Here is a 15,009-nt window from a genome sequence, read left to right as displayed (position 1 = left end):
TTATGGCAAGATCACTTAAAAAAGGACCATTCATTCATCATACTTTAGATAAGAAGGTTCAGGCAAACGTAGAAGCTGGTAAAAAAACAGTTATCAAAACTTGGTCTAGAGCATCAATGATCTCTCCGGACTTCGTAGGACAAACTATTGCTGTACACAACGGGAAATCTTTTATCCCTGTTTACGTTACAGAAAACATGGTAGGTCACAAGTTAGGCGAATTTTCTCCAACAAGATCTTTCAGAGGTCATGGTGGTAACAAAAACAAAGGTAGCAGATAATCATGGGATCAAGAAAAAGAGAAAGTGCATTAGCACGTAAATTAACAAATCAGGATGTAGCGAAAGCGTTACACAATGATTGCCCTTCTTCTCCAAGAAAAATGAGATTAGTAGCTGATATCATCAGAGGGGTAGAAGTAGATAAAGCTTTAAGCATTCTAAAATATTCAAAGAAAGATGCGTCAAACAAATTGGAGAAAGTATTACTTTCTGCAATGGCAAACTGGCAGTCTAAAAACGAAGGTGCTGATATTGAAGAAGCAAACCTTATCGTTAAAGAAATTTTTGTAGACAGTGCAAGACAATTGAAGAGACTAAGACCAGCTCCACAAGGTAGAGGGTACAGAATCAGAAAAAGATCAAACCACATTACATTAATCTTAGGTACAAAAGAAAATTAATTCAAGGTATGGGACAGAAGACAAATCCAATTGGTAACAGATTAGGTATCATCAGAGGATGGGATTCTAACTGGTTTGGTGGTAAAAACTACGGTGATAGAATCGCTGAAGATTACAAAATCAGAAGATACCTTGAAGCAAGATTATCTAAAGGTGGAATTTCAAAAATTTATATTGAAAGAACACTTAAATTAGTAACTGTAACAATCACTACTGCTAGACCGGGATTAATCATCGGTAAAGGAGGTCAGGAAGTTGACAAGTTGAAAGAAGAATTGAAGAAACTTACAAAAAAGGATATTCAAATCAACATCTTCGAAATCAAAAGACCTGAACTTGATGCAGTATTAGTTGCAGACAGTATCGCTAAGCAAATCGAAAACAGAATTTCTTACAGAAGAGCTGTGAAGATGGCTATCGCTTCTACAATGAGAATGGGTGCTGAAGGTATCAAAGTTCAAATCTCTGGTAGATTGAACGGTGCTGAAATGGCAAGATCTGAGTCTTTCAAAGACGGAAGAATCCCATTGTCTACTTTCAGAGCAGACATCGATTATCATATCGGTGAAGCTTTAACTCAATACGGTAAGCTGGGAGTTAAAGTTTGGATCATGAAAGGAGAAGTGTATGGTAAGAGAGATCTTATGCCATTAGTAGGACAACAGAAGAAAGGTGGTCCTTCAGGTGGTGGAAACAGAGAAAGAGGAGGAGATAGAGATAACAGAAGACCTTCAAGAGATAAAAAAAATAATTAATAAAATTTTAGAGGATAGTTTTTAAACGACCGTTACTTTTTTAAAATCTAAATTCTAAAATCTAAAATTTAAAATTATGTTACAACCAAAAAGAACCAAATTCCGTAGAGTTCATAAGATGAAAATGAAGGGGATTGCTCAGAGAGGTAATCAACTTGCTTATGGAACTTTTGGAATCAAAGCTAACGAAGGTGCTTGGATTACTGCAAGACAAATCGAAGCTGCTCGTATCGCTGCGACAAGATATATGAAGAGAGAAGGTCAACTATGGATCAAAATATTTCCAGATAAACCTATTACTAAAAAACCAGCCGAAGTAAGGATGGGTAAAGGTAAAGGTGCTGTAGAATATTGGGTAGCTGTAGTAAAACCAGGTAAAATTATGTTCGAAATCGGAGGTGTATCTTACGAAATCGCTAAAGAAGCATTAAGACTTGCTGCACAAAAATTACCAGTTACGACTAGATTTGTAGTTGCTAACGATTTTGTTAAACCTCTTTAATCTCTGAATACAATGAAACAAGCTGAAATTAAAAATCTAAGCGCGGAAGATGTTCAAGCTAAATTGACTGAAGCTAAAGCTCAATTTTCAAAAATGAAATTGGCTCACAAGATCAGCCCACTTGAAAACCCGATCCAAATCAGAGATTTGAGAAAGACAATCGCAAGATTAAACACTGAGTTAACTAACAAACAATAATATTCCTTTTTACAATGGATAGAAATTTAAGAAAAGAAAGAATCGGAGTGGTTTCCAGTAATAAAATGGAAAAAACTATTGTTGTTAGCGAAACTACGAGAGTAAAACACCCGATGTACGGTAAATTCGTTTTGAAAACGAAAAAATATACTGCACACGACGAAAACAACGAATGCAACGAAGGAGATACAGTTTTAATTTCTGAAACTAGACCTTTAAGCAAGAGTAAAAGATGGAGATTAGTAAGAATCATTGAAAAAGCTAAGTAATCATGTTACAAACAGAATCAAGATTAAAAGTTGCTGATAACACAGGTGCTAAAGAAGTATTGGTTATCAGAGTTCTGGGAGGAACCAGAAGAAGATATGCTTCAGTTGGTGATAAAATCGTAGTTACTATTAAAGATTCTACACCATCAGGAAACGCAAAAAAAGGTCAGGTATCTAAAGCAGTTGTAGTAAGAACTAAAAAAGCAGTGAGAAGAAAAGATGGTTCATACATCAAATTCGAAGACAATGCTTGTGTATTACTAAACGCTGGAGGAGAAATGAGAGGAACACGTGTTTTCGGACCGGTTGCTCGTGAGTTGAGAGACAAAGAATATATGAAAATCATTTCATTAGCTCCTGAAGTACTTTAATTTTAAAAATTTTTAAAAGAAAATGTCAAAGTTAAAAATAAAAAGAGGAGATAACGTAATCATTACTACTGGTAAAAAAGATATCAAAGGTAAAACTGGTGAAGTTATTGAAGTGATCAAAAAAGAAGGAAGAGACCCTAGAGTTATCGTTGCAGGTCTTAACATCGTTAAAAAACACGTTAAGCCTTCAGCTTCTAATCCTCAAGGAGGAATCACTGAGAAGGAAGCTTCTGTTCATATCTCAAATGTAGCTCTAGTTGGTAAAGACGGAAAAGCTATCAAAGTAGGTTACAAAATCGAAGGAGATAAGAAAGTAAGAATCAACAAAAAAACGGGTGAAACTTTATAATTAAATAACACATGGAATTTATAGCAAGACCCAAAAAAGCATATTTAGAAACGATTGTTCCAGCAATGATGGAAGAATTCGGATACAAATCAGTAATGCAGGTACCAAGACTTGAGAAAATTATTTTATCTCAAGGTTTAGGAGACGCTACTGCTGATAAAAAAATCATCGATTATGCTGTAGAAGAACTTACAAATATCACTGGTCAAAAGGCTGTTGGTACTATCTCTAAGAAAGATGAAGCTGCTTTCAAATTAAGAAAAGGTATGCCTGTAGGTGCTAAGGTAACTCTTAGAGCTCACAAAATGTACGAATTCTTAGACAGACTTACTGCTTCTGCTTTACCACGTATCAGAGATTTTTCTGGTATCAAAGCTGATGGTTTTGATGGTAGAGGTAACTATAACTTAGGTATTACTGAGCAGATTATCTTCCCTGAGATCGTAATCGACAAAGTAAAGAAAATCCAAGGGATGGACATTACTTTCGTTACAACTGCGAAAACAGATAAAGAAGCTAAATCATTATTAACTCACTTCGGTTTACCGTTCAAAAAGAACTAAGAAATGGCTAAAGAATCAATGAAAGCGCGTGAGCGCAAAAGAGAAGCTACTGTAGCTAAATACGCTGAGAAAAGAAAAGCTTTAAAAGAAGCTGGTGATTATGAAGGACTTCAGAAATTACCAAAAAATGCTTCTCCTGTAAGATTACACAACAGATGTAAATTGACAGGTAGACCAAGAGGATACATGAGAACGTTTGGTATTTCTAGAGTAACTTTCAGAGAAATGGCAAATAACGGTCTTATCCCGGGAGTTAAAAAAGCTAGTTGGTAATAATTACTAATTAAAAAATCGGGACAATTAAGTTGTCGAGATACTAAAGAAATAAATATCAGACCGAGGTTTTTCTGAAGTCTGATATTTTAATCTTCAAGTCTTTTCAATACTGATTGTTCTTTAACCAATAATTTAAAACAAAGAAATGGTAACAGATCCAATTTCAGATTTCCTGACTAGAGTAAGGAACGCACAAAGCGCAGGCCACAAAGTGGTGGAAATTCCTGCATCGAAAATCAAAAAGGAGATTACAAAGATTTTATTTGATCAAGGGTATATCTTAAACTTTAAGTTTGAAGATAACGCTGTTCAAGGAAACATCAAAATCGCTTTGAAGTACGATAAGCAAACTAACAAACCAGCTATTAAGTCTATCCAAAGAGCTTCTAGACCAGGTTTGAGACAGTACAAAGGTTCAGGTGAACTTCCAAGAGTACTAAACGGTTTGGGTATTTCTATCATCTCTACTTCTAAAGGAGTAATGACTGACAAGAAAGCTAGAGAAGAGAAAGTAGGCGGTGAAGTAATCTGCTATGTTTATTAATTTTTAATCAAAGGAAAATGTCAAGAATTGGTAAAGCAATTATAACAATTCCAGCTGGTATCACAGTTTCTGAAAAAGAAGGTGTAGTTACAGTAAAAGGTCCTAAAGGAGAACTTTCTCAGGAGCTTACAGAAGGAATTACTATTGAGCAAAACGAAGGTACGTTAACTGTTAACAGACCATCTGATGCTAAACAACACAGAGCACTTCACGGTTTATACAGAGCGTTAATCGCTAATATGATCCTTGGTGTAAACACAGGTTTCGAAAAGAAACTAGAATTAGTAGGGGTAGGATACAGAGCTTCTCACGCAGGTCAAAAACTTGAGCTAGCTTTAGGATTCTCTCACGGTATCGTATTAGAACTTCCAAGTGAAGTGAAAGTTGATACATTGACTGAAAAAGGTAAAAACCCAATTATTACTTTAACGTCTCACGATAACCAACTTTTAGGGATGGTAGCTGCAAAGATCAGATCTTTCAGAAAACCTGAGCCATACAAAGGAAAAGGTGTGAAATTCGTAGGAGAAATTGTAAGACGTAAAGCTGGTAAATCTGCTTAATAAAATTTAAGAAAATGGCACTAAGTAAATTAGAAAAAAGAATAAGAATCAAAAGAAGAGTAAGAGGAAAAATCTCTGGATCTGCTGATTTGCCAAGATTATCTGTATACAAGAGTAATAAGGAAATTTACGCTCAGTTAATCAACGATAAAGACGGAAAAACTTTAGCTTCAGCTTCTTCTAGAGAGAAAGGAGTAGACGCTAACGGAACAAAAAGTGAAGTTTCTGCTGCTGTAGGTAAAGCAATTGCTGCTAAAGCCCTTGCTGCAGGAATCGAAACTATTGTATTTGATAGAAACGGATTCGTTTACCACGGTAGAGTGAAAGCTTTAGCTGACGGAGCGAGAGAAGGAGGACTTAAATTCTAATCATTAAATTTCGGAAATATGTTAGGACTAGATAATATAGAAAGAGTAAAACCGGGAGGATTAGAATTAAAAGATCGTCTCGTAGCTGTTAATAGAGTAACAAAAGTAACTAAAGGAGGTAGAGCTTTCGGATTTTCTGCAATTGTTGTTGTAGGAGACGAAGCTGGAACTATCGGTTTTGGTTTAGGAAAATCTAAGGAAGTTGCTTCTGCTATTGCTAAAGCGGTAGAAGATGCTAAGAAAAACTTAGTAAAAGTTCCTGTAATGAATCATACTATCCCTCACCAAACTTCTGCTAGATACGGTGGTGCAGATATCTTCTTGAGACCTGCTTCTCACGGTACAGGGCTTATCGCAGGTGGTGCGGTAAGAGCGGTACTAGAATCTGCTGGTGTTCACGATATCCTTTCAAAATCTAAAGGATCTTCAAACCCTCACAATGTGGTAAAGGCAACTTTCAAAGCATTGTTAGACATCAGAAGACCTGAAGAAATTGCAAGAATGAGAGGAGTTTCTCTAACTAAAGTGTTTAACGGTTAATAAATAAACAATGGCAACAATTAAAGTAAAGCAAGTAAGAAGCGCTATTGGTAGAACAAAAACCCAAAAGAGAACGCTTGAAGCATTAGGATTTAAGAAACTTCACCAAGTTATCGAGCACGAAGCTACACCTTCTATTTTAGGAATGATAGCTGCAGTTAGCCACTTACTTGAAGTTCAAAAATAATTTTTAAAATAATTTTAAAATGAATTTAAACAACATAAAGCCTGCTGCAGGTTCTACATTTAGTTCAAAAAGAATTGGTAGAGGACAAGGTAGTGGAAAAGGAGGTACTTCTACAAAAGGTCATAAAGGTCAAAAAGCTAGAGCTGGTTATTCTCAGAAAATTGGTTTCGAAGGTGGACAGATGCCTTTACAAAGAAGATTACCTAAGTTTGGTTTCAAAAACGTAAACAGAAAAGAATTTAGAGCTATCAACCTGGATGATATCCAAATTTTAATTGAAAATAAATCTGTAACAGGAGATATTACAAAAGAAGTTTTGGTACAATTCGGTTTAGCTACTAAAAACGAATTAGTGAAAATTATGGGTAGAGGAGAATTGAAATCTGCGGTTTCAATTACAGCTGACAAATTCACTAAATCTGCTCAAGAGCTTATTGCTAAAGCAGGTGGTCAAGCAATTACTTTATAATAATTACTAATGAAAGAATTTATACAAACCCTCAAAAATATTTGGAGCCTTAAAGAATTGAGAGATAAGATTCTCTTTACTTTGGGTATTATCCTTGTGTATAGATTCGCATCTTTCATCTCACTTCCCGCAATTAACCTTGCAGAGGTAGGTGATCTCTTAGAGCATTATAAAAATCAAGGCGGTAACAAGCAAGGAGCAGGTCTCCTTGGCTTGCTTTCGTCGTTTACAGGAGGAGCTTTCAGCCACGCTTCTGTAATGGCGTTAGGTATTATGCCTTACATTTCTGCTTCTATTATTGTTCAGTTGATGGGGATGGCTATTCCTTATCTTCAGAAACTTCAAAAAGACGGAGAATCTGGTAGAAATACATTGAATCAAATTACTAGATGGTTAACAATTGGGGTTTGTCTTGTACAGGCGCCTTCTTATTTAACTTCTATTACTCAATTGTTCTTACCTTATGCTCAGTTCCAGTCTGCATATTTTGTAGATCCTAATTCTATTATGTTCTGGTTGCCAAGTATTGTAATCTTGGTAGGTGGATCTGTATTTGCAATGTGGTTGGGTGAAAAAATTACCGATAAAGGTATTGGAAATGGTATTTCTATCCTTATTATGGTAGGTATTTTATCTAGATTACCAGAAGCATTTGTACAGGAAATCGCAGTACAAAACGGAAAAGGAGGATTAGGTTCAATCATGATCCTTGTTGAAGTAATATTCTGGATGTTGGTGGTTCTTTTAGCAGTAGTACTATCTGTTGCAGTAAGAAAAATCCCTATTCAGTATGTAAGCAGAGCTCAGGCAAGAGGAGGTGTAAATAAAAATCTTATGCAGGGAGCAAGACAGTGGATTCCATTAAAAGTAAATGCAGCCGGTGTAATGCCGATTATCTTTGCGCAGGCATTGATGTTCGTACCTGGTTTGTTGACTAAATTTGATGAGTCCAATACTTTTCTTGCTGGTTTCAAAAATGTTTTCAGCTGGCAATACAATGTATTGTTTGCATTACTGATTATTATCTTTTCATTTTTCTATACCGCAATTACTATTCCGGTAAACCAAATGGCCGATGATTTAAAGAGAAACGGAGGTTTGGTACCTAAAGTAAGACCCGGTAAAGAAACCGCTGATTATTTGGATGATATTTTATCAAAAATTACTTTGCCAGGTGCAATATTTTTATCTATCTTTGCAGTCCTTCCAGCAATAGTGCATGGAAGTCTTGTTCAGACAGATGCGTTCGCCCTATTTTTCGGGGGAACTTCGTTGCTAATTATGGTTGGAGTAGTATTAGATACTGTTCAACAGATTAACACTTATCTGCTGAATCATCATTATGATGGCTTAATGCAGTCTAAATTATCAAGATCGACTGGATATTAATTTATGGCAAAACAGAAACATATCGAGCAGGATGGCGTTATTACGGAAGCACTTTCGAATGCGCAATTCCGTGTAGAGTTAGAAAATGGGCATATTCTTATCGCTCATATCTCTGGTAAAATGCGTATGCATTATATTAAACTATTACCTGGTGATAAGGTAAAATTAGAAATGTCTCCTTACGATCTTTCGAAGGGGAGAATTACATTTAGATATTAAACAAACGCCAAGTGGAATCTTCTGATCTCCATTTGGCTATTGTTAAAAAAATATAAATATTTCAAATGAAAGTTAGAGCATCAATTAAAAAAAGAAGTGCTGATTGCAAGATTGTACGCAGAAAAGGTGTACTCTTCGTAATCAACAAGAAAAACCCAAAATTTAAACAAAGACAAGGCTAAATTATGGCGAGAATTTCAGGTATTGATTTACCAAAAAACAAAAGAGGTGTTATCGGATTGACTTATATTTATGGAGTTGGAAGAAGTACTTCTTCTGAAATCCTTAAGGCTGCCGGTATCAGCGAAGACAAGAAAGTCAACGAATGGAATGACGATGAATTGGCTGCAATTAGAACTTATATCTCAGAAAACATTAAAGTGGAAGGAGAGCTTAGATCTGAAGTGCAATTGAACATTAAGCGATTAATGGACATAGGATGCCAACGAGGAATACGTCACAGACTAGGACTACCTTTAAGAGGCCAGAGAACGAAAAACAACTCTAGAACCCGTAAAGGAAAGAGAAAAACAGTTGCTAACAAGAAAAAAGCAAGTAAATAATCGTTAGGAATTATGGCAAAACAAACTAAAGTAGTTAAAAAAAGAAAAGTAAAAGTTGAGGCTATTGGTGAAGCGCATATTCAAGCTTCTTTCAATAACATCATCATTTCTTTAACAAATAAAAGCGGAGAAGTTATCTCTTGGGCATCTGCCGGTAAAATGGGTTTCAGAGGTTCTAAAAAGAACACTCCTTTTGCTGCTCAAATGGCAGCAGAAAATTGCTCTACTGTAGCTCACGAAGCTGGTCTTAGAAGAGTAAAGGTGTATGTGAAAGGTCCAGGTGCAGGTAGAGAATCTGCAATCAGAACAATTCACAATTCAGGTATTGAAGTAAGCGAAATTATCGACGTTACTCCTATGCCGCACAATGGATGTAGACCACCGAAAAGAAGAAGAGTTTAATTTTTAGAATTTACCCATTATGGCAAGATATATTGGACCTAAAACTAAGATTGCTAGAAAGTTTGGTGCTGCAATCTACGGAGATGATAAAAACTTCGAGAAAAGAAAAAACCAACCGCCAGGACAACATGGCGTTAACAAAAGAAGAGGAGCAAAGAAATCAGAATATGCTGTCCAGTTGATGGAGAAGCAAAAAGCTAAATATACTTACGGTATTTTAGAAAGACAGTTTGCTAACTTATTCGAAAAAGCGCACAGAAGTAAAGGTGTAACAGGTGAAGTTCTATTACAGCTTTGCGAATCAAGATTGGATAACGTTGTTTACAGATTAGGTTTTGCTAAAACTAGATCTGGAGCAAGACAGTTAACTTCTCACAGACACATCACTGTGAATGGTGAGATTCTTAACATTCCATCTTATTTAGTAAAAGCTGGTGATGTAATCGCTGTAAGAGAGAAATCTAAGTCTCTTGAAGTAGTTGCTGATGCTTTGGCATCAAAAGCAAACTATGAGTGGTTACAATTCAACGACGAGAAAAAAGAAGGTACCTTCATTTCTGCTCCTGAAAGAATCCAAATCCCGGAAGACATCAAGGAACAGCTTATCGTCGAACTTTACTCTAAATAATTTTTTAATCAATTTTTTGCTCAACCCAATAATATGGCAATTTTACAATTCATAAAACCCGATAAAGTAATTCTACTTAACTCTGATGAATTTAAAGGTCAATTCGAATTTCGTCCTTTAGAACCAGGTTTCGGGCTTACAATCGGTAATGCTTTGAGAAGAGTGTTGCTTTCTTCTCTGGAAGGATACGCTATTTCATCTATCAAAATAGAAGGTGTAGAGCACGAATTTTCAACTATTCCAGGAGTAATCGAAGACGTTACCGAAATTATTCTTAACCTTAAGCAGGTGAGACTTAAAGCTACAGCAGAAAACCAAGCTTCAGAGCAGGTTGTTGCTAAAGTTTCTGGTCAAACTGTAATTACTGCTGGAGATTTAGGACAGTCTATCAACGGATTTGAGATCTTGAATCCAGATTTGATGATCTGTAACCTAAACTCTGATGTTACTTTTGAAATTACGTTCAACATAGAAAAGGGAAGAGGGTATGTACCTTCTGAACAAAACAAGTCAAACAATGCACCTGTAGGTACTATTGCTATTGATTCTATCTTTACGCCGATCAAAAAAGTACAGTATAGTATTGAAAATTACCGTGTAGAGCAAAAAACAGACTACGAAAAACTTGTATTAGATATAGAAACTGATGGCTCAATCAGCCCTCAGAATGCTTTAACTGAAGCTTCTAAGATATTAATTTATCACTTCATGTTGTTCTCTGATGAGAGAATCACTTTGGAGACTGAAGCTGTAAAAGCATCTATCCAGTACGATGAAGAAACTCTTCATACAAGACAATTACTTAAGTCTAAATTAGCAGATATGGATCTTTCTGTAAGAGCCCTAAACTGTCTGAAAGCAGCTGAAGTAGAAACTCTTGGTGAGCTTGTTTCTTACAGTAAGTCTGATTTGATGAAATTCAGAAATTTTGGTAAAAAATCTTTGACAGAACTAGAAGAATTGGTGCATTCAAAAGGTCTTAACTTCGGTTTTGACGTTGCAAAATATAAATTAGACGCTGATAATTAAATAATAATGAGACACGGTAAAAAATTCAATCACTTAGGAAGAACGTCTTCGCACAGAAGCGCTTTACTTTCTAATATGGCTTGTTCTCTAATTGAGCATAAAAGAATCAACACTACTGTAGCTAAAGCTAAAGCTTTAAGAGTATATGTTGAACCTTTATTAACAAAGGCAAAAGAAGATACTACACACAATAGAAGAATTGTTTTTGCATATCTTCAAAGTAAAGAAGCAGTTACTGAACTTTTCAGAACAGTAGCTCCTAAAATCGCAGAAAGAAACGGTGGATATACAAGAATCATCAAGACTGGTTTCAGACAAGGTGATGCTGCAGACATGGCTCTTATCGAGCTTGTTGATTTCAACGAACTTTACAATCCTAATGCTGATGAGAAAAAGACGACAAGAAGAAGTAGAAGATCTACTTCTACTGCAAAAGTAGCTGTTGAAGCTCCTGCAGTAGAAGAAAAAGTTGAAGAGGCTAAAGCTGAATCAACTGATTCTACTGAAGAAAAAGCTGGAGAATAATATTCTTACAGATATATAAAAAAAACCGTTCAGATTTCTGAGCGGTTTTTTTGTTTTTTATATTTTGGTTTTTACCAATTCAATAATGTTCTCGCCTTGATGAATAATTAAACTATCACCTTTTACGGTAGCTTTCATATCATCTTTTTGATAAATAGTTTCATTTACTTTTGCTTCAGATTTATCCAAAACAAAGGTTTTCTTGTTATTCGTGATCGAAACATTTCTGCTTTTAGGATCGTAATTAAATACTACTTTTACCAAAGTTCCGTCTGTTGCCTTGTAAACGTAATCTGTTTTTATGCTTTTATTGCCGTTAATATCTGTATTGTAAGCAATCGTAGAATCAATTGCTCCGTTATCGGCAAGAACTTGAGTGTTTGCAGAATCAGCTTTAATAATTCCTTTATTTCCCTCTTCTGACTTTTTACAGCTTGATAACGAAAGAGTCAAAATTCCAATGGATAGTATAAGTCCTTTTTTCATTCAGTTTATTTTATTATTAATTTAAATTAATTTTCTATTTGTAGAAATTTCTTTAAATTTAATAAAAACAAAAAACAAACCAATAACGGAAAACTCAAAACTTTAAAAATTACCCAAAGGTGTAATTGATTCTGCTTTGTTTTTTAATGAAATTTGTTTTAACAAAATCATAAACATGAGCATTTCCATAGCCATAGTAGAAGACGAAAAAAACTACAACAATGCGTTGAAGAAAATCATCGATTACCAAGCTGATATGAAGGTAATTGCTCAGTTTTTTGACGGAAATGCTGCGCTCAAAAATTTATCAGAGATTTCTCCGGATGTTGTGATGATGGATATTCAATTACAGGATATGCTTGGTATAGAAATTATCACAAAGTTGAAAAAAGATTTACCTTCAACACAATTTATTATGTGCACAAGTTTTGAAGATGACGAAATGATTTTCAATTCTCTAAAAGCCGGGGCAACGGGTTATTTGATTAAGGGTGAAAGTATGGATAAGATTCTATCATCAATCCGTGACGTTTACAGTGGCGGTGCGCCAATGAGTTTTTCAATTGCCAGAAAAGTTTTATCTCATTTTGAGAAGAAAACAATTGAAGTAAAAGACTTTGAAGAACTTACAAAGCGTGAAACAGAAATCGTAGAACTTTTGTCTAAAGGACTTTTATATAAAGAGATTGCAGATAAAATATTTGTAAGTATTGATACCGTAAAAAAACACGTCGGAAATATATACCGAAAGCTTCAGGTCAATAATAAAGTTGAAGCTATAAATAAATTTAACCATTTTAAAAACTAAAACATGAGCAATTTAAACGACTCAAACCATGAAACCAACGTAGAAAAAACCAGTCATCAAAAAAGACCTATTGGAAATAAATTTAGTCAGTTGGTTGATGGTCATCCGCTTCTTCCTATTGATTGTATTGTGGCCGAAAGCTTTATCGAGAAGGCAAAAAATGGGATGCTTCCTTTTTTGAATAAAAATTTTGTAAACTATAACAGCAATGGAGTTTACCAAGTAAATTGCAATTTGCTGAGAGAAATTTGTGAGGTTATGGAAGAAAATAATGCTGTAAAGCTCAATTTTACTTTAGTAGAAATAGATTCAAATCATCCAAAACTTGATGTAAATCCAAGGATAACCGGTGGAATGATTTATATGGTTGCATCTTTACAGTCAAATAATGAGCAGACTATTGCTGAGAATAATTATTTAATTATGAATGCGAAAAGTGATCAAACCTTAGACGATTTGAAAATTAGTGATCAAGTATTTTCAGAATATAAGAATCTATATGATAATGGTTATGATTTGAAGCTTAAACAATATTTTTCAAGTCCATCCGGAGAAAATACAAATTCTGTTGTTTATGATATAGCAGATTTGAAAGATACATTGGGAAAAGTAACAAGTTCTAAGTTTGATGTTCATATGTGTGAAGTAAGTGATGTACTGGCAATTATTGAAGAAAATAATTTGGGTGACCAACTTAATGTAGCATTGTATGAAGAACATTTTGCATCAAGAGTAAGACAACTAACCTTGGTTTTCGATTCAGGAACTGACTTTTACGATATGGGAAGCTTGAGGCCATGATTTCTTTAATTATTGAGATCACGTATTATTCAGTATTATTTTTGCTGGCTCTTAAATCAGTATTTGATTTCAAAAAATATGGATTTGCAGGGCTAAAATTTTTGAATGTTTATATTATAGTTACAGCTTGTCTTGAAATATATTCTTATGTTTTGCTAAATATAGATCGATCGATATCAACAGGGATTTTATATAATTTTTATTGTCTTTTTAGCGTAGTATTTTTTTATTTTTTTTACAGGAAAATTTTTGAGAAATTAAGGAAAAGAATTTTAGATATAATTTTTACAGCTTCACTATTCATTTATTTTGGTTTCACAAAATTTTATAAAACAGATTTTGATATTACAATTGGAGTTTTAATATCCTTTTTTTACATCGTTATTTCTTTACTCTGGTTTTATCAGAAAATTATGTTGTTTGATGAAAATAAGATTACATCTGATCCTGTTTTTTGGATATCGACTGCAATATTAATGTGGAGTTGTTTCTTCGTATTTAGATCCGTACCCATGTTTTTGTTTAATAAAATAGATCCCGAATTTTTAAAATTAATTAGGGTAAACCAAAATATAATTAATATAATTATGTATGCTTTGCTATATGTAGGAATGAAAAAATATGAGAATAAAATATATTTGAATCCTAATCATGAATGAGCTTCAGGATGAGATAAAAATTACTTACATCATTGCCATAGCAATTATGATGATTTTAGTTTTGTTTATTGTTTTTGTAGTTTTTATTTATAACAGAAAACAACTCCTTTACTTAAAAGAAAAACAACTTCAAGAATCAGAGTACCAAAACCAACTCCTTCAAAAAGAATTGGAAAAACAAAAATCTATAGAGCAGGAACGTGAACGAATTTCTCATGATATGCATGACGATCTCGGCGCAGGGATTTCTGCACTCAAACTTCAGGCAGAATTTCTAAAACAAAAAGCAGAAGATGAAGATTTAAAAACAGATATCGACGAACTTCTAAAAACATCCGAAGAAATGAATATTTCTATGAGAGAAATGCTATGGAGTTTAAATTCAGGAAATGATACTATTGGAAGTTTCGTTGAATATGCTAAAATGTATGCAGCGAGTTTTCTTAAAAAAACAAAAATTCGACTTGTTTTCGAAGAAGAAAATATAGCTTTTGAAAAAACAATCACCACTGAACAACGAAGAAATCTTTTTTTATGTCTAAAAGAAGCACTAAATAATGCCTACAAGCACAGTCAAGCTAATCACCTGAAACTCTCAATGATTCAAAAAGATAAAGAATTCATAATGAAAATTTCAGACAACGGAATAGGAATCAGTCATGAAAAAACAGAAGGAAATGGGCTTCGTAATATGAAGCGAAGAATGGAGGAACAAAAAGGACATTGCGAAGTGACTAACGATAACGGTACGAATTTGTTTTTCAGAATAGATTTGTAATTAATTTCAAGCAAAAAAGCATCATTTTTATGATGCTCTTTTATTATAAATTAACTGTTTGGAGAATTGAAATGTTTTTACAGCAA

At 34.2% G+C, this 15,009-nt stretch carries 28 protein-coding genes; 27 read left to right on the top strand and 1 reads right to left on the bottom strand.

Annotated features, from left to right (window positions below; translation table 11 throughout):
• Window positions 1-2 precede the first annotated feature (2 nt).
• The 24 genes from rpsS (at window position 3) to rplQ (ending at window position 11,391) form a co-directional block, all read left to right on the top strand.
• Window positions 3-281: a 30S ribosomal protein S19 gene (rpsS, locus tag OEA66_RS07115; protein WP_267266473.1), complete on the top strand. Its 279-nt coding sequence runs from the start codon at window positions 3-5 to the stop codon at window positions 279-281.
• A gap of 2 nt (window positions 282-283) precedes the next feature.
• On the top strand, window positions 284-682 hold the full coding sequence (gene rplV / locus OEA66_RS07110; protein ID WP_267280717.1) for a 50S ribosomal protein L22: 399 nt from the start codon (window positions 284-286) through the stop codon (window positions 680-682).
• An 8-nt stretch (window positions 683-690) separates the two neighbouring features.
• Window positions 691-1,437 (top strand): 30S ribosomal protein S3, encoded by a 747-nt coding sequence (rpsC, locus tag OEA66_RS07105; protein ID WP_066679842.1) that lies wholly within the window; start codon window positions 691-693, stop codon window positions 1,435-1,437.
• 76 nt (window positions 1,438-1,513) lie between these two features.
• On the top strand, window positions 1,514-1,939 hold the full coding sequence (gene rplP, locus OEA66_RS07100) for a 50S ribosomal protein L16 (protein WP_267280716.1): 426 nt from the start codon (window positions 1,514-1,516) through the stop codon (window positions 1,937-1,939).
• 12 nt (window positions 1,940-1,951) lie between these two features.
• Window positions 1,952-2,137, top strand: coding sequence for a 50S ribosomal protein L29 (rpmC, locus tag OEA66_RS07095; RefSeq protein ID WP_267266470.1), 186 nt, complete (start codon window positions 1,952-1,954; stop codon window positions 2,135-2,137).
• Between the two features lie 14 nt (window positions 2,138-2,151).
• On the top strand, window positions 2,152-2,406 hold the full coding sequence (rpsQ, locus tag OEA66_RS07090) for a 30S ribosomal protein S17 (RefSeq protein ID WP_034678021.1): 255 nt from the start codon (window positions 2,152-2,154) through the stop codon (window positions 2,404-2,406).
• 2 nt (window positions 2,407-2,408) lie between these two features.
• Window positions 2,409-2,777 carry a 50S ribosomal protein L14 gene (gene rplN / locus OEA66_RS07085; RefSeq protein ID WP_034684837.1) on the top strand — a complete coding sequence of 123 codons (369 nt, stop codon included), beginning with the start codon at window positions 2,409-2,411 and terminating at the stop codon, window positions 2,775-2,777.
• A gap of 22 nt (window positions 2,778-2,799) precedes the next feature.
• Complete coding sequence (gene rplX, locus OEA66_RS07080; RefSeq protein WP_267280715.1) at window positions 2,800-3,126, top strand: 50S ribosomal protein L24; 327 nt, start codon at window positions 2,800-2,802, stop codon at window positions 3,124-3,126.
• A gap of 11 nt (window positions 3,127-3,137) precedes the next feature.
• Complete coding sequence (gene rplE / locus OEA66_RS07075) at window positions 3,138-3,689, top strand: 50S ribosomal protein L5 (RefSeq protein ID WP_267280714.1); 552 nt, start codon at window positions 3,138-3,140, stop codon at window positions 3,687-3,689.
• A gap of 3 nt (window positions 3,690-3,692) precedes the next feature.
• The gene (gene rpsN / locus OEA66_RS07070) at window positions 3,693-3,962 is read left to right on the top strand and encodes a 30S ribosomal protein S14 (RefSeq protein ID WP_047442254.1); all 270 of its coding nucleotides are present in this window, start codon (window positions 3,693-3,695) and stop codon (window positions 3,960-3,962) included.
• 148 nt (window positions 3,963-4,110) lie between these two features.
• Window positions 4,111-4,509 (top strand): 30S ribosomal protein S8, encoded by a 399-nt coding sequence (rpsH, locus tag OEA66_RS07065; protein WP_267266467.1) that lies wholly within the window; start codon window positions 4,111-4,113, stop codon window positions 4,507-4,509.
• Window positions 4,510-4,526: 17 nt separating this feature from the next.
• Window positions 4,527-5,072, top strand: coding sequence for a 50S ribosomal protein L6 (gene rplF, locus OEA66_RS07060; RefSeq protein ID WP_230636376.1), 546 nt, complete (start codon window positions 4,527-4,529; stop codon window positions 5,070-5,072).
• A gap of 14 nt (window positions 5,073-5,086) precedes the next feature.
• A complete protein-coding gene (gene rplR / locus OEA66_RS07055) occupies window positions 5,087-5,440 on the top strand; it encodes a 50S ribosomal protein L18 (RefSeq protein ID WP_267280713.1) in 354 nt (117 codons plus the stop codon).
• 18 nt (window positions 5,441-5,458) lie between these two features.
• A complete protein-coding gene (rpsE, locus tag OEA66_RS07050) occupies window positions 5,459-5,980 on the top strand; it encodes a 30S ribosomal protein S5 (protein WP_027387203.1) in 522 nt (173 codons plus the stop codon).
• Window positions 5,981-5,990: 10 nt separating this feature from the next.
• A complete protein-coding gene (rpmD, locus tag OEA66_RS07045) occupies window positions 5,991-6,167 on the top strand; it encodes a 50S ribosomal protein L30 (RefSeq protein ID WP_047442249.1) in 177 nt (58 codons plus the stop codon).
• 19 nt (window positions 6,168-6,186) lie between these two features.
• Window positions 6,187-6,636, top strand: a complete 450-nt coding sequence (rplO, locus tag OEA66_RS07040; protein ID WP_267266464.1) for a 50S ribosomal protein L15 — start codon at window positions 6,187-6,189, stop codon at window positions 6,634-6,636.
• 9 nt (window positions 6,637-6,645) lie between these two features.
• Window positions 6,646-8,025, top strand: a complete 1,380-nt coding sequence (secY, locus tag OEA66_RS07035; RefSeq protein WP_129535101.1) for a preprotein translocase subunit SecY — start codon at window positions 6,646-6,648, stop codon at window positions 8,023-8,025.
• A 3-nt stretch (window positions 8,026-8,028) separates the two neighbouring features.
• A complete protein-coding gene (gene infA / locus OEA66_RS07030; RefSeq protein ID WP_027381317.1) occupies window positions 8,029-8,244 on the top strand; it encodes a translation initiation factor IF-1 in 216 nt (71 codons plus the stop codon).
• A gap of 65 nt (window positions 8,245-8,309) precedes the next feature.
• Window positions 8,310-8,426 carry a 50S ribosomal protein L36 gene (gene rpmJ / locus OEA66_RS07025; protein ID WP_007839480.1) on the top strand — a complete coding sequence of 39 codons (117 nt, stop codon included), beginning with the start codon at window positions 8,310-8,312 and terminating at the stop codon, window positions 8,424-8,426.
• A gap of 3 nt (window positions 8,427-8,429) precedes the next feature.
• Window positions 8,430-8,807: a 30S ribosomal protein S13 gene (gene rpsM, locus OEA66_RS07020; protein ID WP_034678036.1), complete on the top strand. Its 378-nt coding sequence runs from the start codon at window positions 8,430-8,432 to the stop codon at window positions 8,805-8,807.
• Between the two features lie 12 nt (window positions 8,808-8,819).
• Window positions 8,820-9,209 carry a 30S ribosomal protein S11 gene (gene rpsK / locus OEA66_RS07015; RefSeq protein WP_066679832.1) on the top strand — a complete coding sequence of 130 codons (390 nt, stop codon included), beginning with the start codon at window positions 8,820-8,822 and terminating at the stop codon, window positions 9,207-9,209.
• A 19-nt stretch (window positions 9,210-9,228) separates the two neighbouring features.
• Entirely contained in the window at window positions 9,229-9,837 is a 609-nt protein-coding gene (gene rpsD / locus OEA66_RS07010; protein ID WP_066679831.1) for a 30S ribosomal protein S4, read from the top strand.
• A 33-nt stretch (window positions 9,838-9,870) separates the two neighbouring features.
• Window positions 9,871-10,866 (top strand): DNA-directed RNA polymerase subunit alpha, encoded by a 996-nt coding sequence (locus OEA66_RS07005; protein ID WP_074230972.1) that lies wholly within the window; start codon window positions 9,871-9,873, stop codon window positions 10,864-10,866.
• Window positions 10,867-10,872: 6 nt separating this feature from the next.
• The gene (gene rplQ / locus OEA66_RS07000; RefSeq protein WP_267280712.1) at window positions 10,873-11,391 is read left to right on the top strand and encodes a 50S ribosomal protein L17; all 519 of its coding nucleotides are present in this window, start codon (window positions 10,873-10,875) and stop codon (window positions 11,389-11,391) included.
• 57 nt (window positions 11,392-11,448) lie between these two features.
• Here rplQ and OEA66_RS06995 read toward each other — a convergent pair whose 3' ends face one another.
• Complete coding sequence (locus tag OEA66_RS06995; protein WP_267280711.1) at window positions 11,449-11,877, bottom strand: hypothetical protein; 429 nt, start codon at window positions 11,875-11,877, stop codon at window positions 11,449-11,451.
• Between the two features lie 175 nt (window positions 11,878-12,052).
• Between OEA66_RS06995 and OEA66_RS06990 the strand changes: the two genes are divergently transcribed.
• The 3 genes from OEA66_RS06990 (at window position 12,053) to OEA66_RS06980 (ending at window position 14,923) form a co-directional block, all read left to right on the top strand.
• The gene (locus OEA66_RS06990) at window positions 12,053-12,685 is read left to right on the top strand and encodes a response regulator transcription factor (RefSeq protein WP_267280710.1); all 633 of its coding nucleotides are present in this window, start codon (window positions 12,053-12,055) and stop codon (window positions 12,683-12,685) included.
• 3 nt (window positions 12,686-12,688) lie between these two features.
• Window positions 12,689-13,486 carry a hypothetical protein gene (locus OEA66_RS06985; RefSeq protein ID WP_267280709.1) on the top strand — a complete coding sequence of 266 codons (798 nt, stop codon included), beginning with the start codon at window positions 12,689-12,691 and terminating at the stop codon, window positions 13,484-13,486.
• 651 nt (window positions 13,487-14,137) lie between these two features.
• Window positions 14,138-14,923, top strand: coding sequence for a sensor histidine kinase (locus OEA66_RS06980; protein WP_267280708.1), 786 nt, complete (start codon window positions 14,138-14,140; stop codon window positions 14,921-14,923).
• Window positions 14,924-15,009 lie beyond the last annotated feature (86 nt).

The organism is Chryseobacterium luquanense, from assembly GCF_026460945.1.
GTDB lineage: Bacteria > Bacteroidota > Bacteroidia > Flavobacteriales > Weeksellaceae > Chryseobacterium > Chryseobacterium luquanense.
The sequence above is the reverse complement of the archived record's forward strand: the minus strand, read 5'-3'. Positions and strand labels throughout refer to the sequence as shown.